The sequence below is a fragment of the Streptomyces gossypii genome, from assembly GCF_025165795.1.
GTDB lineage: Bacteria > Actinomycetota > Actinomycetes > Streptomycetales > Streptomycetaceae > Streptomyces > Streptomyces gossypii.
On the sequence record NZ_JAJAGO010000005.1, the window covers coordinates 162250 to 183595 of the forward strand.

Here is a 21346-nt window from a genome sequence, read left to right on the forward strand (position 1 = left end):
TTCATCCCTCCAGGTTGAGAGTGAGTTTGGTGACGGCGAACGCCTCGGCGTAGCGCGCGTGGCTTTCGATGCCGCGGATCCGGGCCAGCCCGAGGAAGGCTTCCCGGTCGTACCAGGGCCGGTGCCGTTGTGAGGGGTAGTGCTCCTGCAGCAGCCGCACCTTCCGTTCGGCGACCTCCGGCGACAGCGGCTGGTACGCAGCCAAACGGCCCAGATCGCCGTCCCACTTGACGATCTCGTAGCCGAGCACGAGGTGGTCGCGGAACGCGGTGGACACCAGCTTGGCCAGGCCGCGGTGATCCTGGTGCGCGTCATCGGTACGCGGGGCCAGCACGAGATCCGGTTCGGTCCGCACGCGCAGCTCCTCGACCGCGTCCTTGGCCTCGTCCCAGTGCGAGGGCAGCCGGCCGTCCGGCGACTTGAGCACGGTCAGCCGCAGTTCGGCGCCCGGGCAGAAGGCGGCGAGCGCGGCCCGCTCCTCCTGCTCCCGTTCGCTGCCACCGCCGGAGAGCACCAGCGCGTCGATGCGGATACCCGGCCGCGCGAGGCACATCGTCAGCAGTGTGCCGCCGGCGCCGATGGCGATGTCGTCGCAGTGCGCGCCTACCGCGACGAGCTCGTCCAGGCGCCCGGCCCCGAGCCGGATCACGCCCTCGCTCCGGCGCCGTCCCTGCTGCCGGTCGCGCCCGCCCCCGCACCGTCCCGTTCCCACACGGCCCACGGGCGGTCGCCCCGGGCGTAGGCGGCGTCGAGCGCGGCCCGCTCCTTCACGGTGTCGGTCGGCTTCCAGAAGCCGCAGTGCTGGTGGGCCACCAACCGGCCGCGCTTGGCCAGTTGGGCGCAGGCGTCGGCGACCAGGTCCCCGTTCTCCGGGATGTGGTCGAAGATCTCCTGGCGGAGCACGAAGTAGCCGCCGTTCTCCCACAGCGGCAGTTCGCTCACCGCGGTGATGCCCCCCACCAGACCGTCATCGCCCAAGTCCACACAGTGGAACGAGGACTGCGGCGGCACCACCATCATCGACGCGCCGGCGTCGCGCTGGGCGAACCCGTCGATCATCTCCGGCAGCGGGGCGTCGGTGAGCACGTCGGCGTAGTTGGCGAGGAACATCTCGTCGCCGTCCAGGTGGTGCCGCACCCGGCGCAGCCGCTCCCCGATCGGTGACTCGATGCCGGTCTGCACGAAGGTGATCGTCCAGGAGGCGATGTCGGTGGAGAGCAGCTCGGTCTGCCCGTTGCGCAGCACGAAGTCGTTGGAGGCCGTCTCCTCGTAGTGGAGGAAGAAGTTCTTGATGTGGTGGGCCCCGTATCCGAGGCACAGGATGAACTCCCGGTGCCCGAAGTGCGCGTAGTAGCGCATGACGTGCCAGATCAGCGGCCGCGGGCCGACCATCGCCATCGGCTTGGGCATGTCGTCGGAGGCTCCGTCGCGCATACGCAGCCCGTAACCGCCGCAGAACAGTACGACCTTCATGGCTTGACCTCGACAATGCTCAGTTCCGGGATGGGAAAGACCAGCCGGCCGCCCCAGGCGTGCACGAAGGACAGCTGCTCGACCAGCTCGGCCCGCAGGTTCCACGGGAGGACGAGTACGTAGTCCGGTCTGTCGGTGCTGATCTGCTCGGGCGGCAGGATCGGGATGCGGCTGCCCGGGGTGAACCTGCCGTGCTTGTAGGGGTTGCGGTCGACCGTGTACGGGAGCAGGTCGGGCCGGATTCCGCAGTGGTTGAGCAGGGTGTTGCCCTTGCCCGGGGCGCCGTAGCCGACCACCGTCTCGCCGCGCTCGGCCGCCTCGATGAGGAACCGCAGGAGGTCCCGACGCACCTTGGCCACCCGAGCGGAGAACTCGCTGTAACCGGACAGCTCCTGCAGCCCGGCGGCCTTCTCCTGGTCCAGCACGTCGGCCACCCGCCGGGTCGGCTCGCCGGCCACCTCGGCCGGCCGGGCCCACAGCCGGATGGAGCCGCCGTGCGTGGGCAGCAGCTCGACGTCCACGAGCGCGAGTCCGCCGCTCGCCAGCGCCCGGGTCGCCGACGCGACCGTGTAGTACTGGAAGTGCTCGTGGTAGATCGTGTCGTACTGGTTCTTCTCGATCAGGGTCAGCAGGTGCTGCACCTCGATGGAGACCCAGCCGTCGTCGGCGACCAGGGCGCGCAGCCCCCGGGTGAACCCGACCACGTCGGGGATGTGCGCGTACACGTTGTTGGCCACGACCAGGTCCGCCGGGCCGTGCTCGCCGCGGACGCCCGAGCCGGTGGCCGGGTCCAGGAACTTTGTGAGCGTAGGCACACCCGCGTCCCGCGCCGCGGCGCCGACGTTCACCGACGGCTCGATGCCGAGGCAGCGGATATCGCGGTCCACCAGGTGCCTCAGCAGGTATCCGTCGTTGCTCGCGACCTCGATGACGAAGGCTTCCTTCTCCTCGGAGTCGAGACCCAGCCGCGCTGCGGCGTCGGCGACGAACGTGCGCGCGTGCTCCACCCAGGAGGCCGAGTAGGAGGAGAAGTACGCGTACTGCGTGAACGTCTCCTCCGGGGTGATCAGCCCAGGGATCTGCGCGAGCCAGCAGTCGGTGCAGACCCGCAGGTGCAGCGGGTACGCCGGCTCCGGTTGGTCCAGTTGGTCCGCGGCGAGGAAACTCTCGCACGGCGGGGTCGCTCCGAGATCGACGACGCTTGCCATCGCCGCCGAGCCGCAGAGTCGGCATCGTGTCATCTACTGCCCCCATCCCTGCTCGCGCGGGTGCCCCCGCCGCGAGCCAGTGCCTTTGTCCCTTGCCGGCGGCGGGCTGCCCCCGCCGCCGGACCGACCCGCGATCGCGGTGCGGTATCCATCCACCAGGCGCTCCAGCCCGACGGCCGGACTGAATGCCTGCTCGTAACGGCGCCGGGCCGCCTGGCCCATCTCCCGGTTGCGGGCCGGCCCGGCTGTGATCCGGCGCAGGCAGGACGCGAGCGAGGCGGGCTCGCCCGGCTCGTGCAGCAGCCCGGTCACCCCGTCCTCGAGGAGTTCGACGAAGGCGCCGTGACCGGCTGCGACGGCCGGGACCCCGGCCGCCATCGCCTCCACGACCACCAGGCCGAACGCCTCCAGCCACGTCGAGGGAGCCACCACGGCCACCGATCGCGCGATGGCCTGCCGGCACTCCGCCGGGTCGTACAGGCCGACGTAGCGCACGTCGTCCCGGCCCGCTGCCCAGGCGGCCACCTCTCGCTCCAGCGGCCCCGCGCCGGCGACCACGAGCGGCACGCCCACACCGCCGTCCGCGGCGATCTCGTCCCACGCGGCCATGAGCAGCCGCACGCCCTTGGCCTCCGCGAGTCGGCCGAGGTAGAGCAGCTGCTCGCCGGCGTCCGATCGGCGGGCGCCCGGGTCGGGCACGAAGTTGTGCTTCACCGCCAGCCGCTCGGGTGGCATGCCGGCCCGCACCAGGACGTCGCGCTGCGCGGCGGAGATGCAGAAGAACCGCTCCACGCCGGACCACCACCGCCGCCGGTTGACCGACAGGCTGACCGCGAGCGGCACCGTCGCCAGCCGGGAGCTCCGGTAGCAGCCGTGCCGGACGGCGGGCAGCGGCGCCGACCCGACGCACTCGGAGCACGGCCGGCCGTTCCGTTGCAGCGTGCCGGGTGGGCAGACCTGGGTGTAGTTGTGCAGCGTGGCGACGGCGGGCACGCCGGCGTCGGCGCAGGCGGCCAGCACCGCGGGCGACAGGAGCGGGAAGACGTTGTGGACGTGCACCACGTCCGGCCGCTCGGCGCGAAGCCGGGCGGCGAGCTCCGCGCGGACCGCCGGGTTCCACGGCACCAGCAGCGGCACCGCGGCCTTGCCCAGCAGGGACCGGGCGGCGATGTCGTCGCTGCGCCGCTCGAACACATCGGCCCGGTGGCCGGCCGCGCGCAGCAGCCCCACCTCCTGGTCGACGACCTTGTTCTCCCCGCTCGGCTGCCCCGAGGAGTAGCGGTTGTGCACCACGAGAACATGCATGCTCAAGGTCATCTCCCATCCCGGGCCCCTCGCGGGACACGTCGTCGAGGGGGTTCGGACGTCGCGAGGGGCGTGGCCGCGGCAGGTGCCGCCAGCAGCGAGGCGGCCACGGCCAGATGCAGCAGATACGGCGAGGCGTCACCCAGCCCGGCCTCGGTGTACGACGCGATCGCGCAGTAGCTGATCAGGAAGATCGCGCAGGCCCTCGGCAGCGACGGTGGCCGCAGCAACGCGACGCCGCCCAGCACGATGATGATCGCCGCCACGAGGGTGAGGCCGGTCCAACCCTGCTCGTGGTAAACGGCCAGCCAGCTGTTGTCGATCGGCAGCCCGCCGAACGACTTGTCGCCCAGGCCCATGCCGAACGACTTCTCCGCGGTCGTCCGGGGCGCTGCCAGCAGGGCGTCCCAGACCTTGGCCCGGCCGGTGAGGCTGGTGAGGTGCTCCTGGCTCTGTCCGCGAAGGAACCACGCCCGTAGCGCGGGGGCGAACCCCACCGCGGCCACCGCGGTGCACAGCACCGCCCAGGTGAAGAACCGGCGGGCGGCGGCACTGGTCAGAACGAGCGAGCCGATCGCCAAGGCCAACCCTGTGAGCAGGCCGAGCGTGGCCGTCCGGGTATGGGTCAACGCGAGCAGGATGAGTGAGGGCACGATGATTACCGCCGCGCCGGCCCTGTCGGTCCGACGGCCCAGTACGAGCAGCACGGTGAGCCCGATGATCACCGCGGCGTACTGTCCGATCTGCGGCGGGGTGAGCGGCCACAACGCGCCGACCAGCCGCCCGCCGTAGATCTCGGGCCTGGCCGTGCCCGGTGAGATGACCGCGCCGGCGGCGACCGACGCGAGCACCGCGAAGTACATCCGGATGTGGTGCCGGACGAACGTCAGGCTGCCGTCCCACCAGCGGCTGAGTAGCCACAGCGTGCCGACGAAGAGAGCCAGCCGGGCGCAGCGGAACAGCGCGCCCAATCCGGACTCCAGTTGCACGCTGGAGATCACGCTCGGCACCAGCAGCAGGGTGAGCAGGAGCACGAAGGCGCTGGCTCGGATGCGCAGCCGGAGATTGACGGCGAGCGCCAGCGTGAACGCGGCGACCAGCGCGCCCATGGTGACCATCTGGATGAGGGAGCGGGGCAGCGGGATGATGGTCTCCGCCCCGGCGGAGCCGAGCGTGTTGAGGATCAGCAACGCCCAGACGATCCCGACGAGCTTCGGTGTGACGGCAGGGAGCGGTTCGGCGCCGGACTGCGTGCCGGCCGTGTCCGCTCCGCCCGGCAGCCCAGCGCGCCGCAGGTCCTCGCCCATCTCAACCACCGGCCCGTGGGTCGAGGGTGCTGCCCGCGTCTTGCTCATAAGGCGTGCCCTGCCACTGCCCGAAGTCCAGCACCCGGCTCGGGTCGTGGGCGACGAACTTCCACGGTCCGAGGTAGACGTTGTCGTGCCAGCGGTTGTGCTGCTTGTGGGTGATCGCCTCGGCGACCCGCTCGCCCTGGTACGGCGACCAGTCCGGATAGGTGCCGTAGTTGGCCAGCACCGCCATGCGGTCGCACTTCACCGTGCACTCGACGACGGACTTGTCCAGCACGAAGCGGTTGTCGTGGATGTCCACCCGCTGGGTCTTCCACCGGCAGTCGGCGTAGAGCGGTGCGGTGGCGATCGCCGGCCGCGCGCAGCGGTCGGAGTGCGGCACCAGCAACGTGCAGTCACCGGACGAGGTGTTGGCCGGGCTGTTGCAGAACCGGTCGGCGTTTTCCCACAGGGTGATCGCGGACCAGTTGTTCTCCAGCACGTTCCGGTAGATCTCGATCTTGTCCGTGCGGGCTCGGATCCGTGGTTCCCCGCCGGCCTCGGACAGGTAGAGGGTCGCGAACGGGAAGTTGTCGCCGCGGTCGGCGTGCCTGCGGCCCTCGACCCAGTTGTTCCGCCGGATCGTGTTCTTCCGGATGACCGCGTTGTAGCTGGTCTCGTAGATCAGCGCGGCACCGTCGTTGGCCTCCAGCACGTTGTCCTCGATGCGGAAGTCGTTGTTGTTGGTGTCCGCCCATAACCCGGCTCCGCGGTTGTCGTGCACCCAGTTGCCGCGTACGTCGGCGCCGTTGACGGCCCAGAACTTGACGCCTCCGGTGCAGCCGCAGCCCGGCCGCCGCCGCTCCCAGTCGCCGGTGTTGTTCCCCACGATCTCGTTGCCCTCGACCACCAGGTCGCTGATGGAGTCGCCGGCCTTGTACGCGTTCATGCCGTACTGTCCGTTGCCGCGCAGGCAACTGGCGCGGACCCGCTGGTGGGCACCGGCCATCAGTCCGGCGCCGGAGTTGTGCTGGATCTTCGCGTGCTCGATCACCCACCCGTCGGCCGAGTCATGGTTGACCACGCCCTCGTTGTGCGGCGCGACGAAACGCTGCACGGTCAGGTAGCGGACGGTGACGTCGCGGGCGGTACCGCCGAACGCGTACTGGTTGGTCTTGCGGCCGTCGAGCACCGCGCCCGGTGCGCCGAGGTAGCGGTTCCCCTTCTTGGGGATGACCTGGGAGTAGCGGTCCGGTTTGAGCCGGTGTTTGCCCGGCCGAAGCCAGAACGTGGTGTTCGGGGGACTGCTGCGGGTCTTCGCGGCCAGGTCACCGACCACCGCGGGGTCGACCGTCACCGCGCCCGCCGGCGCCTTCGCCGGCCCGGCCGCAGGCTTGGCGCACGCCCGGGCCACGGTCCGGGCCCCGGATGTGGAGGGCGCACCGGTCGGCTCCGCCGCCGGGGCGCCCGGCGTGCTCACACAGCCGGTCGCCAGCACGGCCAGCGCCAGCGGTGCCACCGGCAACGCCCGGTTCCGCCACTTGATCCCCACGCGAGCCCCCTAGCCGCGGAATCCGAGTACGGTGGTGAACCCGTGCGCGCCGTCGGCGAAGCCGGTGCCGATGAGCGTCGTGGCGGGTTCCTTGCGCCCGAAGCCGGCGGAGTACCAACCCAGTGGCGGATCGGTCTCGCCGCGATGCGCCCGCCAGCTCAGCTCTTCGGGCAGGTCCAGTACCGCGGTGCGGTCCTCGCCGTCCCGGGTCCAGGTGAGCACGGCCCGGTTTCCCCCCAGGTCCGCGGCGATCGCCGGCCCGAGGTGGAAGGCCAGGCGCACGGCCCGGCGCGGGCCGCGCACCTCGTCGACCACCCGCAGCTCCTTGGCTGCGGCGGTCAGCTCCACCCGGCGGCGGTGCACGGAGCGCCGGTAACCGTCGTGCTCGGCGCACCAGCGGGACACACCCTCGTCGGCTGTGTCCGCGACCAGGACGCGGCTGCGGGCATGCCGGGTCCACAGGAACGGGCCGCCGGAGACGGACTGGTCACCGCCGTCCATCTGCAGGGTGTTGTGGCCGAGGGTCGACCGGAAGTACTGCCGCCACTCGGGCTGCCCGTGATAGCAGAACGTCCCCGGGTCGGCGAGCACGTCGACCCCGTCGTGCCGGACCTCCACGGACAGCGCGTCCGCGTGGGCATGCGCGGCGATGGACAGGAAGCCGTGCGGACCACCGTCGCAGCGGCACCAGATCTCCTCCGGACCGCGCAGGATGGTCATGCCCGCGTCGGCGAAGTGGGCCGGCCGGCTTGCCGGGCGGGTCACGGCCGGTGCCGCGGGCCGGATGAGCGCGGCCAGCAGCGGGGTGCGCACATCAGTGCCGGTCACTGCCGGCCACCAGGCGAGAGACCCGAACACGGCGTCCCCGGTAGCCAGCAGCGAGGCCCAGCGGTCGGTGCCCGCGCCGTCCACGACCAGACCGTGCCCGTCGTCCGCGTCCCCCTGGCGCGGCGGCCGCAGCCGGCTGTCCACGATGGCCGCCAGCGCGTCGGTCATGCGCAGCAGCACCAGCCGGATCGACGCGGGGACCGGCACGCCCGCGGCATCCGCCTCGGCCAGCGCGGCCAGGCCGAGCTCCAGCACGAGTCCGTGATACTCGCTGGCCAGCTCGCGGTTGAGGCCGGAGTCGAAGGTATTGCTTCGCAGCTGCCGCTCCAGCGAACGCAGCGCGCCGGCTCGCCAACGCGCCGAGGAGGGGAACCACCCGAACGCGCAGGCCGCTGCACACTGCCCGGCGGCCTCGGCGATGACGTGGTTGTTCGCCGAAGACCCCCGGCTGGGAAAGGCGGCCAGCCAGCGCTGGTGGTGCCAGATCTGGTGGAGCGCCACCGGATTGCCCTCGAACAGCCCGGCCGCGCCCGGCCAGCCGTCGAGCAGCCGGCGGATCCACACCCAGGAAAGCAACCGGATGCCCAGCTCGATGCCGCTGGTCCAGTGCACTCCGCGCAGCGGCGGGTTGGCCGCCCACCACGAGCGCAGGTGCTCGGCCACTCGCTCGGCATACCGGTCGTTCCCGGTGACCGCGTAGGCGGCGGCGAGCACGGTGAGGTACTGGTGCCGGGACAGCTCCCAGATCTGCTTGATGTCCCCGACCGCGTCCTCGTTCCGGTACGGCACGTCGAAGGCGTAACCCGACGGAGCACGGCGCCCGGTCTTCGGGTCGTACCACCAGTCCGGGTCGGCCAGGTCGTCGCGGTGCACCCCGAAATACCCGGCGTGCCCGTCCATCAGCCGGTCCGCCTCGGCGATGAGGCGTTTCGCGGCTTCCGGTGGCACCGCGGCGATCGTCCCGGCGGGCAGTACCGCGGTGAACCGGGCGCCGGTCACGCGCGGGCAGTCCGGCAGCGCCGACCGCCACCGCCGCCTGCGCACCGCGTCTCCCACCCGCCCGCCGACCTCCCGCGGGCCCATCCGGGACAACCGCCGCAGGTACCAGCCCGGAGCAGCGCTCATGGTCATCGCGCCCTCGCCAACGTCACCGGCGCGCCGCCGACCAGGCTGGCCTGCACGGCGAGGGTGGCCGCCGTGGTGGCGACCAGCGACTCCAGCGGCACCGGCATCGGCCCGCCGGTCCGCACGGCCTCGAGAAACACGTCCAGCTCCGCGCGCTGGCCCTTGTCCCGGGCCTTGGGCAGTCGCGAACTGACCCACCGCTTGCGGCCGTACACCGAGGCACGGACGAAGTCGTCGAGCCGCAGCGCATGGCCGTCCGCGACCAGGTCCAGCGTCTCCTTGGGGAAGCCGGCCGGGCCGGTGGTGACGTAGCTGATGGTGGCGGTGGACCCGCCCGGGTACCGCAGCACGACCTGCAGGTCCTCGTTGCCGGGCGTGGCGAGCGCGTACACCGAGACCGGGTCGGCCGCGAGCAGCCAGCTCGCCGTGTCGATGAAGTGCCCGCCCTCGCCGGCGAACCGCGAGCCCTCGGTGTCCTGCCGGAGGTACCAGCTGCCGTGCTGCAGCCGGCCCGCGTTGACGAGGTAGCGGACGCTCGCCGGGCCGGTCCGGGCGCCGAACCGCTTCTTGGCCTCCCGCAGCAACGGTGCGAACCGGCGGTTGAAGCCCACCTGCAGCCGGTCGTTGCCGGACTCCTCGACCGCCGCGAGCACGCCGGCCAGCTCGTCCTCGGTGAGCGCCAACGGCTTCTCCACGAACACCGCCTTGCCGGCCAGCAGTGCTTGCCGGGTCAGTTCGGCGTGCGAGCTGTGCCGGGTGACCACGAACACCGCGTCGATCAACGGGTCGCCGAGCACGGCGTCGAGATCGGTGGTCGCCTCGGCGAAGCCGAACTTCCGCTTCGCGTTGGCCGCGGACAGCGCCGTCGTGGTGACGACCGTGGACAACTCGACGCCGTCACGCCGTGCCAGGTGCGGCAGCAGCATCGACGTCGCGTAGTTTCCCGCGCCGGCGAACGCCAGCCGCACCGGCGCCGTGGCAGGCCGGGCCGGGGCGGGCACCTTGCCGCCGCGTCGCACCGCGGGCACGGCCACCGCCGGGGCCTGCGCTTCGGCTGGGTGTTCAGCCGGGCCGGGGTAGCGGAACAGCACAGCCACGGCCTTCAGGTCGCCGTCCTTGAGGCGCTGGTAGGTCTCGACGGCGTCATCGAAGTCGGCGGTGTGGGAGACCAGGGGCTCCACGTCGACGCGGCCGCGGGCGAGGAGATCGAGGAAACACGCCAGGTTGCGGCGCTCGGTCCAGCGCACGTAGCCGATCGGGTAATCCCGCCCCTGAAGCTCGTACTCCGGGTCGTAGCGCCCGGGGCCGTAGGAGCGGGAGAACCGGACGTCGAGCTCCTTCTCGTAGTACGCGTTCCACGGCAGGTCCAGGCGGCACTTGCCGATGTCGACGACCCGGCCGCGGTCCCGGCTCACCCGGGCGGCCAGCTCGACGGGCTGGTTGCTGCCGCCGCCTGCGGCCAGGTACACCTGGTCAACCCCGTGACCGCCGGTGAGTTCGGCGACGGCAGCTTCCACGGCCGCGGGCTCGGGAGCGCCGCAGGCCGCAGCGCCCAGGCGCTCGGCGAGCTCGCAGCGCACCGGGTCGGGGTCGACGCCGACGACGCGGACCCCCGAGGCGGTCAGCAGCTGCACCACCAGCTGCCCGATCAGACCGAGGCCGATGACCAGCGCCACGTCGCCGAGCTGTGACTCGCCGCGGCGGACGCCCTGCAACGCGATCGACCCGACGGTGCCGAAGGCAGCGTGCCGCGGTGCGAGGCCGTCCGGCACCCGGGCGTAGAGGTTCTTCGGCACCCAGTTCAGCTCGGCGTGCAACGCGTGCTCATTGCCGGCGCAGGCCACGAGGTCACCGACCGCCACATCGTCGATCCCGGTGCCGACCTGCTCGACCACTCCGCACAGCGAGTAGCCCAGCGGCGTGTAGGAGTCCAGCTGGTTGGTCACCTTGCGGTAGGTGGCGGATAACCCGTTGGTGGCCACGCTCTGCATGACCTTGGCCACCTGGTCCGGCCGGGAGCGGGCCTTGCCCACCATCGACATACCGGCCTCGGACACCTTCATGAGCTCGGTCCCGGTGGAGATCAGCGAGTAGGCGCTGCGGACCAGCACACCGCCCGGCTTGCACCCCGGAACCGGCACGTCGAGCAGCGACAGCTCACCGCTCTTGTAGTTCTGCACAACCTGTTTCACCCGAGCTCCTCTTGTTCCTGCGCCGTCAAGCCGCTTGGCTCTGGCCCGAGCCAGAGGTCGCGCCGCGATACCAGTACTCCAGGGTCAGCACGTGCCACAGATGCTTGGAGAAGTCCCGCTGCCCGGCGGCGTCCTCGGCGACCATCCGCGCCAGCGCGTCGCGGCGCAGGATGCCGGAACTGACGAGCACGCCGTCGTGCACCACCTCGCGCACCAGCGGTGCCAGATCCCGGCTCATCCAGGCGCGCAGCGGGGCGCTGAACAGGCCCTTGGGCCGGTACGCGATCTCCCGGGGCAGGATCGAGGTGGCCGCCTCCTTGAGGACGGCCTTGCCCTGCCGTCCGACGATCTTGCGTTCGCCGGGCACGGCGAACGCCGCCTTGACCACCTCGATGTCCACGTAGGGCACCCGCACCTCGGTCGACGCGGCCATGCTCGAGCGGTCCGTGTAGGCGAGGTTCAGGCCCGGCAGGAACATCCGGGTGTCGCCCAGGCACATGCGGTTGACGAAGTCGTCGAGGTCGTTGTCCTGGTAGGTGTCCGCATGCTCGGTCAGCACGTCCTGGACCGTCCCGGCCAAGTCCGGGTGGACCAGGGCGAGCAGCTCGTCCCGGTCGTACATGGTGTAGCTGCGCCGGAACGCGGTCTCCTCCGGCAGATCGGCGAAGGAGAGGAACCGTTTGGCGAAGCGCACCGACCGGTAGCCCCGGCGGGACGTGGCCACCGGCAGCCGGTCCACACTCGCGGAAAGGCCGCGCCGCAGCGGCCGCGGGATGCGCTGGTAGCGCAGCGCGAGCAGGTTGGCCAGGTGCTTGCGGTACCCGGCGAACAGCTCGTCGGCACCCATCCCCGAGAGCATCACCTTGACCCCGGCCTGTCGGGCGGCCGAGCAGATGAGGAAGGTGTTGATCGCGGCGGGGTCGCCGATCGGCTCGTCCAGGTGGTAGGTCATCCGCGGCAGCAGGTCGAGCACGTTCGGAGCGATCTCGATCTCATGCAGGTCGACACCGAAGCGTTCGGCCACCCGCCGGGCATAGCGCAGGTCGTCCGGCATCGCCTCGAACTTGGCGTCCTCGGCGCGGAACCCGATCGTGTACGCGGAGATCCCGGGTTGGTGGCGGGCCGCCAGCGCGGTCAGGTAGCTGGAGTCCAGCCCGCCGGAGAGGAAGGTCGCCACCGGTACGTCGGAGAGCAGGTGCCGCCGGCTCGACTCCTCGACGATGGCAGCCACGTCCGGCTGCTCGCCGCCGCGAGCCCGTTCCCGGGCCTCGCCGGCGACGTCCCTGAGGTTCCAGTACCGGCCGCGCTCGATCCGGCCGTCCGGCCGGCACCGCAGCCAGCTCCCCGGCGGCAGCTTCTCCGCTTCGCGGAACGCGCAGCGCGAGTCCGGCACCCAGTAGTACAGCAGCGAGGCCACCAGCGCCGCCTGGTCCACCTGCAGCGACCCGCCGGTCACCGCGGCGAGTGCCTTGAGCTCGGAGGCGAACATCAGCCCCGCACCGCGCCGGAGCAGGAACAGCGGCTTGACGCCGAGCTGGTCGCGGGCGAGCACCAGGTCACCGGTTCGCTCGTCGAAGACCGCGAACGCGAACATGCCGCGCAGCCGGGGCAGGCAGTCGGTGCCCCAGCGCCGCCAGGCCTCCAGCAGCACCTCGGTGTCGGAGGTACCGCGGAAGCGCACCCCAGCGGCTGCCAGCTCGGCACGCAGTTCGGGCGCGTTGTACAGCTCGCCGTTGTAGGTCAGGGCGAGGCCGCCCGAGACCATCGGCTGGGTGCCGGTCTCGGACAGGTCGATGATGGCCAGCCGGCGGTGCCCGAGGTGCACTTCGCCGTCACCGGCAAGGTGGCTGTACCGGCCCGCTCCGTCCGGGCCGCGGTGGGCCAGGACCTCGGTGAGCCGGTCGGTCACGACTTTCCCGTCCGGCCATCGGTAAGTGCCTGCGATACCACACATGTTCTACCGCGCCTCCTGATCGCTGTACGGGACTTGTGCGGCCGGCATCGACGGCCGTCCCGTCCGCGGCTGGCCCGTCCCGTTCTGCCGGGCCGGCCGCTCATAAGGGCCTCGCAGCGCGGTGTGCAGCCCGTCCCACAGCGTGCCGTCGGTCCGGTCACGCGGATCGGGGTCGATGAGCACCACACCGATCACCGGAATGCGCTGGTCCGCGAGCTGCCGCGCCACGGTGTGCAGCCATGCGGCGCTGCCGTGCCCGGCACGCACGACGAGCAGGGTCTGGCTACCGAGGTGGTGGAGGTCGGTCCACGCCGTGCCGGGCGCGACCGAGCCGACGCCGAGCCGACGCGCCTGATGCGGCACGTCCGCGGCACCCTCGCCGCTGACCACGCTCGGGTCTCCGGGCTTCTGGCGGCTGTTGGCGAGCTGCGGGCCGGGCAGACCGTCGATGATGACCACGGGCCCCTCCGCCGCCAGTGCCCTGGCGACGTTCAGGGCGATCACGCTCGTGCTGCGCGCACAGCCCAGTTCCAGCAGCGACACCGGTTCCGCGGAGCCGCGCACGGTGCGGGCCAGGGTCGCGGTGAGCCGTTCGCGTGCCGCCCGGGTCCGTCCGCGCTGCCACAGCCCGGCCGACCGGTGGGGCGCTCGGCGCAGCTCTGTGATGACCGAGGTGCCCAGGTTCGCCGCGATCTCCCGGCGCAGTACGGGGCGGTCCGCCACCACCGTGCCGACCGCGGCCAGCACGAGCCCGAGCACGAGCCCGAGGACGAGCCCGATCGCGGCGTTGGTGACAGCGGCCCTGGGCAGGGAGTGCTGCACCGCGCGCGGGGCGTCCACGATCTGCGTGCCGACGATGACCTTGGGCGCGCCGGTGCGCGCATCCGCGGCGCGCTGGTCGAAATCAGCGATCCGCGAGTTGAGCTCGGCCCGGCGGGCGAAGAGCGACTCGAAGCTCGCCGAGGCTTTCGGGTCGCTCCCCGGCGATCGGTCCCCGATCGCCTTGTTGACCTGTGCGAGCTCGTCCCGCATGCGCTCACGCTGGTCGAGCAGGGCCTCGGCCTCGGCTTCCGCGGCCTCCCGCATCCGCCTCACATGGTCCGCGACGAACGCGTCGGCCAGCGCCTTGGCCCGGGCCACCGCCTCCGCGTCGCTGTCACCTGCCACCTCGATCTGCAGCAGGTTGTTGGTCAAGCCGGTACCCCGGTAGTCCCGTATGAAGTCTTCCGGGTCTTCCGGGGACTTGAGGGCCTGCAGGGCCTTGCCGGCGATCCGCGTGGTCCCCAGCAGCTCGACGTCGGTGCGGATCAGCGTTCCGGTGTCGTTCGGCTGGTCCTCCTGATGCGCGACCAGCACCTTGGTCACCGCGGTCGGCGGCGGCGGCAGCAGGACCGTCACCGCCACGCCGACCAGCAGCCCCAGCAGCCCCACGGAGCACCAGAGTCGGCGGCGCCTGCGCACCGCCACCACCAGCGCCTGCAGGTCCAGCAGCGGAGCGGCGGCCGACGACTCGGCAGTCTTGCTCGTCGTCACACAGAACCTCCCGTCGCGTGGCCGCGAACCGCGAGCGCCGGAGTGGCGTTGTCCGGAGGATGGCCGGCAGGCCGCGTCGGACGGGCCCGGACCGTGCCGGCGACGATGATGCCGACGACCTCATGCCTGCCGTCCGCACATGCCTCGGCGATGCCGGCGAGCTCCTGCGCGGTCCAGCTGCCCGCGCTGAGCACGACCAGGGCACCGGACTCGGTGTCGCGGTCCGGCACCATCGGATGGGACACCGAAACCTCCGCCACCCGCAGCACGGGGTCTCCCCTGCTCGAAGAGCTTGGGGAAGGATCGCTCTCAGCCTCGGCGACGAGCTGCCCGGCGGCCCGGCGGGCGATCTCGTCGCCGTCCGGTACGACGACCAGCAGCCGCCGGGGGGGCGGCAGCTGGTCCCGGAGGCGAGCGCACACCCTCCGGTAGCGGATCCGCCTGCTGGCCTCGTCGCCGGACGTCTGCGGGGCCGGTGTCTCCCACCGGGTGTCGACGCCCAGCAGTCGGCGGATCCAGGCCCGCGCGCCACGGCCTTTTGGCCCGTGCGCGGGCCGTTCACCAGGTACGTCGACGGTACCCAGCAGCGCTGAGCCCAGCGCCGCGGCGATCTCCCCTTCGGTGTGCAGTCGGCGATTCCCCCGTGCGGCGGCGAGATGGCCGATGACCGAGAGCAGGAAGAACAGCAGCGCCCCACCGACGATGAGCTGGGTCCTCGTCGGCGGTGCCTCGCCGGCCGGCCGGGCCGCCGGTCCCATGACGAGCATGCCGGCCTTTTCGGTCGCCGATTCGGCCTGTTCCAGCTTCTTCACGGCATCCTGCAGCGCGGCGCGCAGCTTCGCGAGCTCGGTGCGCGCCTGCACGCTCTCCACGGTCTGCCCCGGATCGGCCGCGTTCGCCAGTTCGGTGATGCGGCGGTTGGTCTGCATCACCTTCTGCCGCAGTGTCTCGGGTCCCGCCGCCGCGTCGGGGTCGGTGCCGTCGCCGTCGCCTGTGATCTGCGCGGCGAATGTCACGAATTGCTCGGCCACCCGGTCGGAGAGCCGCTGCGCGCGCTCCGGGGTGTCGGCCGTACCCGAGATCTTGATGATGTTCCCGTCGGCGGCCTTGGCGCTCACTCGATCCCGCAACTCGCTGCCGCTGACTCCGGTCCAGCGGAGCGTGGCAGCCACGCGGTCGACCACCACCGAACTGGTCGCGATCTCCGCCTGAGTAAGCAGCTCGCGCTCCTCCCACTGCCCCGGCAGCAGTACCGATGCCGACGCCGTGTAACGCGGCGGAACCAGCAGCGAGGTGCCGTAGCCGACGAGCGCGCCCACCACGGCGAGGATGGCGAGAAGCCGCCAGCGCCGACGGAGAATCCGCCCGATCGTGACCAGGCGTATCGTGTCATCGCTCAACGGCGCGGCCTCTTCCGTGTCCGGACCGCGTCGCGCGCCGAGACCGGGGTGTGGTCACGGCAGGCAACGGCATAGGCGGCGAGCAGCGATCGCTGGGAGTTCCGCCAGGAGAGCTGCCCGCTGATCCGCTCCTGGCCGATCTTGCCCATCCGGGCCCGCATCGGCGGATCGTCCAGCAGCAGCGCGATGAGCTTGGCGAATTCAGCCTCGTCGTTGGCGGGCGCGTAGACGGCGGCGTCACCGGCGGAGACTCGCGCCTCCCGGAGGTCGAACGAGACGATCGGTCGGCCCATCGCCATGTACTCCAGGACCTTGTTCATGGTCGACACGTCGTTGAGTGGATTGCGCGGGTCGGGTGAAAGGCACACGTCCGCGGTGGACAGGTAGCGCACCAGGTCGGTGTCCGGAATGCGCCCGGTGAACTGCACCTGCTCGGAGAGTCCGAGCCGCCGGGACAGCTCCACCATCGCGTCGAAGGCGTCGCCGGCGCCGACGAACACCGCATGCCAGTCGGTCCTCCCGAGCTCGTCGCGCACTTTCGCAAGGGCCCGCAAGGCGTAGTCGACGCCGTCCTGAGGGCCCATGACGCCGAGGTAGCACAGCAGATGAGGCTTGCCGCGCTTCAGCTCCGGCTCGGGCGGCACCGGTTGGAACCGGTCGGTCTCGGGCGCGCTGCGCACCACGAAAACATCCGTCGGCCGCCGACCGCCACGGCGCATCGCGACGTCCCGGTAACTCTCGTTCGTGGCGAGCACGACGTCCGCGGCCCGGTAGGTCAGCCGTTCCAGCGCGCACACGGCGCGGTAGAGCAGATCTTCGCCGCGGTCGAACCGGGAGAGGTACAGCTCGGGTACCAGGTCGTGCTGGTCGAAGACGAACCGCGCGCCGCGCCGCTTCAGCCACAGTGCCGGCAGGAACAGCAGGTCGGGCGGGTTGCAGGCGTGGACCACGTCGACCGGGCCGACCTTGCGGGCCAGCCGGGCCGTATGCCACAACGCCGATCCGTACTCCCGCAGGTAGCCGGCCGGCCCTCCGGTGGCCGCGCGCAACGGGTAGCGGTGGATCCGCACCCCGTCGATCTCTGCCTCCGGCTCGGTGTCCCGCGTACTCCCCCGGGGACAGATGACGTGCACCTTCCAGCCCGCGTCGCGCAGCGTCGTGCACTCCTGCCACACCCGTCGGTCGAACGGCACCGACAGGTTCTCCACCAGGATCAGCGCGCGCCGGTCCGGCCGGTCGCCGCTGGTTGCGTCACCAGGCAAGGCCCATGTACCCCTGTTCGGCCCGGCGCGCCTCGGCGTCGGGAAGGCGGATGAGGTCGATGAGCACCGGGCCGTCGCCATGGGGCAGCGCCGACAGTACGGCCGGATCCCTGGTCCCGACCAGGCACACCTCGGCGTGCTCGAGCACCTCGCCGACGGAGTCCGCAAGCAGCTGCGCGAGGTGTGGCAGCCGGGTCTCGATGTACTCGCGGTTCGCGCCGAGCAACCGGGAGAGGCTCACGTTGGCGTCGTAGATCCGCAGGTCGTAACCTTTGCCGAAGAGCCTCTCCGCCAGTTCGACGAGCGGGCTCTCGCGGAGGTCGTCGGTGCCGGGTTTGAAGGACAACCCGAACAGGCCCGCCCGGCGCTTGCCGGTGCGCTCGACCATCTCCACCGCGCGCTGCAGGTGTGCGGAGTTGGAGGGCAGCACGTGGGCGAGGATGGGCACCGAGACGTCGGCCCGCTGCGCCGCGTAAACCAGGCTGCGCAGGTCCTTGGGCAGGCAGGAGCCACCGAAGGCGAAGCCGGGCCGCAGGTAGGCGGGGCTGATGTTCAGCTTGTGGTCGGCCAGGAACACATCCATCACCTGGTGCGAGTCCACCCCGAGCGCCTGGCACACCGCGCCCAGCTCGTTCGCGAAGCCGATCTTGAGACCGTGGAACGCGTTGTCCGCATACTTGATCGCCTCGGCCGTCGGGACCGGCACCCGGAACACCTTGCCGGGCAAGCCGTCGTACAGCGCCGTCACCGCGTCGCCGCTCGCCGGGTCGAGTTCGCCGATGACGGTCTTGGGCGGGTCGAAGAAGTCCCGCACGCTCGTGCCCTCGCGCAGGAACTCCGGGTTGACCGCGACCCCGAAGTCGACCCCGGCCGTGCCGCCGACGTACTTCTCCAGTATCGGTACCAGCAGGTTCAGGCAGGTGCCCGGGAGCATGGTGCTGCGGAACACGACGGTCTGCCGCCCTCCCCGCTCGGCCAGCACGGCGCCGATCTGCTCGGTGACCCGCTCCAGGTACGTGGTGCACAGGCTGCCGTTGGGCTCCGACGGCGTGCCCACGCAGACCAGCGACACCTCGCTGCCCATGACTGCCTCGCGGACGTCGCCGGTAGCGCGTAACACTCCGGTCCGCACGACCTCGGCGATGAGCTCGCCGATCCGCTCCTCGACCACCGGGGCCTTGCCGTCGTTGACCAGGTCGACCTTCACCTGGTTCACGTCCACCCCGATGACCTCGTGACCCATGCTGGCCAGGCACGCGGCCGACACGCAGCCCACGTAGCCGAGCCCGAAAACGCTGACCCTCATGACCCGTTCCTCCCCTCAGGCAGGCCCTCCCGGCCTGCGGTCCGCGCGCCGGCACGACGACTCCCGCGCATCAGTAGGCCCCCTGCCCGCAGAGCACCGCACGCAGCGTCTTCCACAAGATCACTGCGTCCAGGGCGAGCGACCAGTCCTCCACGTACCGCAGGTCCAGCCGGACCGCCTCCTCCCACAGCAGGTCGCTGCGTCCGCTGATCTGCCACAGGCCGGTGAGTCCGGGCTTGACCAGCAGCCGCCGCCGGATGTCCGGGCCGTACGCGGCGGACTCCTCCGGTAACGGAGGCCGCGGGCCGACAAGCGACATCGATCCGGTGAGCACGTTGAAAAGCTGCGGGAGCTCGTCGACCGAGTACCGGCGCAGCACTGCTCCCACCCGGGTCACCCGCGGATCCCGGCGGATCTTGAACAGCAGGCCGGCGCCCTCGTTGCGATCGGCCAGCTCGGCACGTGCCCCGTCAGCCCCGGCTACCATGGTGCGGAACTTGAGAATGGTGAACTCGCGGCCGTCCTTGCCGACCCTGCGCTGGCGGTAGAACGCCCCACCCCGACTGTCGGCCAGCACGAGCAGCCCGATGAGCACCATCAGCGGCGCGAACAGCATCAGCAGGATCACGGCGCCCATCCGGTCGACGACTTCTTTGACCGCCCGGCGGCCCCCGGTGAAGGTCGGCATGCTGACCCGCAGCAGCGGGATGCCGAGCACCGCGTCGACGTGCAGCCGCGGGCCGGCCACCTCCATCAGCACGGGGGCCACGACCATCTCGGCATCGCTGCCTTCGAGGTTCCAGGCCAGCCGCTGCAGCCGGTCCGGTGACCAGCGCGGGTCCGGTGTGACCGCGACGACACGGTAGCCGTCGCGGCGGATGTGGCTGGCGACATCCGCCAGTCGGCCGACGACCGGCACTCCGTCCAGTTGGCCACCGTCGAGCCCGGGACCGTCCGCCGTGCACACCGCGTCCACCCGCCAGCCGAGGTGCGGGAACTTGCGGGTTCGGGTGATCAGGTCGCGCACGGTGGCCAGGCTCCCGGCAGCAAGTACCGGTCGCAGGCACCGTCCTTCCTTCCGCTGTCTGTGCAGCCAGAGGCGGAGCAGATACCGCGTGGTCATGGTGATGAGCGCGATCGCGGGGATCGCGACGAAGATCCAGAGCTTGATGTTGCGCGAGGTGAGGGCGATCCCGCCGAGCGCCAGTACGACGGTCGCCGTGAACAGCGAGCGTCCGAGCCGTCGGAATTCCTCAGCGCCCTGGCCGAGTACGGCCGGAGCCCACGACCGGCTCACCGCAAGCGCCCCCAGCACGAGCAGCTCGGTGCCGAATGCGAGAATTCCCCACTTCTCGTGCCAGTTGGCAGCGTCCCGGGCTCCGAAGAAGCTGCCGATCACCGCCACCACGAAGGCGGTGGTCACGGTATCGCTGGTGATCACGGTACGGCGGTACCGCTGCTCCCAGTCGATCGCGGGCTGACTGATTGCCCCGTTCGCCGGACGCCCGCGCGCCGACGGAAACGGGCTGACTAATCCCCCCTGCCGCACAGAACCCCCTCAGGTCGCCAGTGCTTCGACGTGCTCGCCTAACACGGTTCCTCCCTCCCCACCCGGGAGGCCCGCGCCCCCACGCATGACATCCGGGCTGTTTCAGCGCTGCTTGAACAACCCACCCTGGCGACAGCAGACTCGTATGTCCTGGCCAGACTCCCGAGGTGCGCCGGAACCCGTCGAAACCTCGGGTGCTCCCCGCACCCAAGGCCCCCTCTCGGGCTCCAGGAATCGATCACCCCTACGTCTGGCGCCGGGGACGCGACTGCTGGCTTTCCGCAGTGCCGGACCTCTAGATCATCATTTGTCACCTCGTGTCCGAACAGCTGAAGCACGGTCAATCTAGAGCATCGGGGCCAGTATGTAGAGAGGATGTGTGCAATTCGTGCTCAAGCTTTGAGACCGGATCCACCAATTGGTGACCGCCTACCGGTGCCTTGACGCCACCGGCGGCTCCAGCAGCTCGCCCGGCCCCCGGGCGGGGCTTCCACGCGGAGGTGATCGCGAGCTGCACGGGCCTTGTGCGGCGCCCAGTTCGGCGACGAGTTCCCGCTGTTCGTGCACTGCGGCGTGCCGCTGTGGGTGCCCGAGGCGCGCGGAGTGAGCGACCGGGTGGCAACCCTTCTGCTCAGACGGTCACCAGGTGAGCACACCGCGCAGCACGGCGGCGAGCCCGCCCAGCAGGGCGACGGCGATCATCAGCCGCCGTATCAGCAGGGGATCGACTCTGCTCGTCAGCCACTCCCCGGCTGCCGCTCCGGCCAGCACCAGCACGGTCGCCGCGGACAGTTCCCTGAACCCGATGGGGGGAAGCCCCTTCGCGGCTACCGAGACGCAGTTGATGACGAGCAGATGCGCCTGGGCCGTTGCCACGAACCGGCGCATGTCCCAGCCCTCGGAGAGAGCGTGCACGGTGATCATTGGGCCGCCGAGCCCCGCGGTGACGTTCATGAAGCCGGACATCGCACCGGCCGTCACCGCCCCGGACCGGCCGTGCAGCGTGGCGGCCTGTTCGCCGCACTGGACGAGCAGCATCGCGCCGACGGCCAGCGTGCCGACCAGGACCAGCAGAAGCGGCTCCGGCAGTGCGCCGATCACCGCGATCCCGGCGGGTACCGCTGCCAGTCCCGGCACCGTCAGCCAGGCCATCCGCCGCCATTCCAGCGCGCGCCAGGTCCGCAGGAGCACGATCGCGCAGAGTACGGCGGACAGTAGGTTGACCAGCGCGACACCGGTCCGCGCCCCCAGTACGAGGACCAGGAACGGGGCGGCCACCAACGCGAAACCCAGCCCGGTCGCCCGCTGGGTGGCCGCCCCGGTCATCACTCCGGCACCGGCGAGCGTCGGCAGCAGCAGGGACTCCACGA

The 21346-nt window shown here is 71.3% G+C and carries 15 protein-coding genes; all 15 read right to left on the minus strand.

The window, feature by feature from the left end; translation table 11 throughout:
* Position 1: 1 nt before the first annotated feature.
* On the minus strand, positions 2-649 hold the full coding sequence (locus tag LHJ74_RS12330; RefSeq protein WP_260218005.1) for a PIG-L deacetylase family protein: 648 nt from the start codon (positions 647-649) through the stop codon (positions 2-4).
* The gene (locus LHJ74_RS12335) at positions 646-1473 is read right to left on the minus strand and encodes a glycosyltransferase family protein (RefSeq protein WP_260218006.1); all 828 of its coding nucleotides are present in this window, start codon (positions 1471-1473) and stop codon (positions 646-648) included. Before LHJ74_RS12335 ends, LHJ74_RS12330 begins: the two co-directional genes overlap by 4 nt.
* Complete coding sequence (locus LHJ74_RS12340; RefSeq protein WP_260218007.1) at positions 1470-2714, minus strand: class I SAM-dependent methyltransferase; 1245 nt, start codon at positions 2712-2714, stop codon at positions 1470-1472. The genes LHJ74_RS12335 and LHJ74_RS12340 overlap by 4 nt, the downstream gene beginning before the upstream one ends.
* Positions 2715-3986 carry a glycosyltransferase gene (locus LHJ74_RS12345; protein ID WP_260218227.1) on the minus strand — a complete coding sequence of 424 codons (1272 nt, stop codon included), beginning with the start codon at positions 3984-3986 and terminating at the stop codon, positions 2715-2717.
* Positions 3987-3994: 8 nt separating this feature from the next.
* On the minus strand, positions 3995-5293 hold the full coding sequence (locus LHJ74_RS12350; protein WP_260218228.1) for an O-antigen ligase domain-containing protein: 1299 nt from the start codon (positions 5291-5293) through the stop codon (positions 3995-3997).
* A gap of 1 nt (position 5294) precedes the next feature.
* The gene (locus LHJ74_RS12355) at positions 5295-6827 is read right to left on the minus strand and encodes a right-handed parallel beta-helix repeat-containing protein (RefSeq protein ID WP_260218008.1); all 1533 of its coding nucleotides are present in this window, start codon (positions 6825-6827) and stop codon (positions 5295-5297) included.
* Between the two features lie 9 nt (positions 6828-6836).
* Positions 6837-8786, minus strand: a complete 1950-nt coding sequence (locus LHJ74_RS12360) for a heparinase II/III family protein (protein ID WP_260218009.1) — start codon at positions 8784-8786, stop codon at positions 6837-6839.
* Positions 8783-10972, minus strand: coding sequence for a bi-domain-containing oxidoreductase (locus LHJ74_RS12365; protein WP_260218010.1), 2190 nt, complete (start codon positions 10970-10972; stop codon positions 8783-8785). Before LHJ74_RS12365 ends, LHJ74_RS12360 begins: the two co-directional genes overlap by 4 nt.
* Positions 10973-10997: 25 nt before the next feature.
* On the minus strand, positions 10998-12926 hold the full coding sequence (gene asnB / locus LHJ74_RS12370) for an asparagine synthase (glutamine-hydrolyzing) (RefSeq protein ID WP_260218011.1): 1929 nt from the start codon (positions 12924-12926) through the stop codon (positions 10998-11000).
* Between the two features lie 3 nt (positions 12927-12929).
* Positions 12930-14459, minus strand: a complete 1530-nt coding sequence (locus tag LHJ74_RS12375; RefSeq protein WP_260218012.1) for a Wzz/FepE/Etk N-terminal domain-containing protein — start codon at positions 14457-14459, stop codon at positions 12930-12932.
* A complete protein-coding gene (locus tag LHJ74_RS12380; protein ID WP_260218013.1) occupies positions 14456-15859 on the minus strand; it encodes a Wzz/FepE/Etk N-terminal domain-containing protein in 1404 nt (467 codons plus the stop codon). The genes LHJ74_RS12375 and LHJ74_RS12380 overlap by 4 nt, the downstream gene beginning before the upstream one ends.
* Positions 15856-17121: a glycosyltransferase family 4 protein gene (locus LHJ74_RS12385; RefSeq protein WP_260218014.1), complete on the minus strand. Its 1266-nt coding sequence runs from the start codon at positions 17119-17121 to the stop codon at positions 15856-15858. Before LHJ74_RS12385 ends, LHJ74_RS12380 begins: the two co-directional genes overlap by 4 nt.
* The gene (locus LHJ74_RS12390; protein WP_260218015.1) at positions 17111-18427 is read right to left on the minus strand and encodes a nucleotide sugar dehydrogenase; all 1317 of its coding nucleotides are present in this window, start codon (positions 18425-18427) and stop codon (positions 17111-17113) included. Before LHJ74_RS12390 ends, LHJ74_RS12385 begins: the two co-directional genes overlap by 11 nt.
* 70 nt (positions 18428-18497) lie before the next feature.
* Positions 18498-19976: a sugar transferase gene (locus LHJ74_RS12395; RefSeq protein ID WP_260218016.1), complete on the minus strand. Its 1479-nt coding sequence runs from the start codon at positions 19974-19976 to the stop codon at positions 18498-18500.
* Between the two features lie 639 nt (positions 19977-20615).
* Positions 20616-21344 carry a sulfite exporter TauE/SafE family protein gene (locus LHJ74_RS12400; protein WP_260218017.1) on the minus strand — a complete coding sequence of 243 codons (729 nt, stop codon included), beginning with the start codon at positions 21342-21344 and terminating at the stop codon, positions 20616-20618.
* Positions 21345-21346 lie beyond the last annotated feature (2 nt).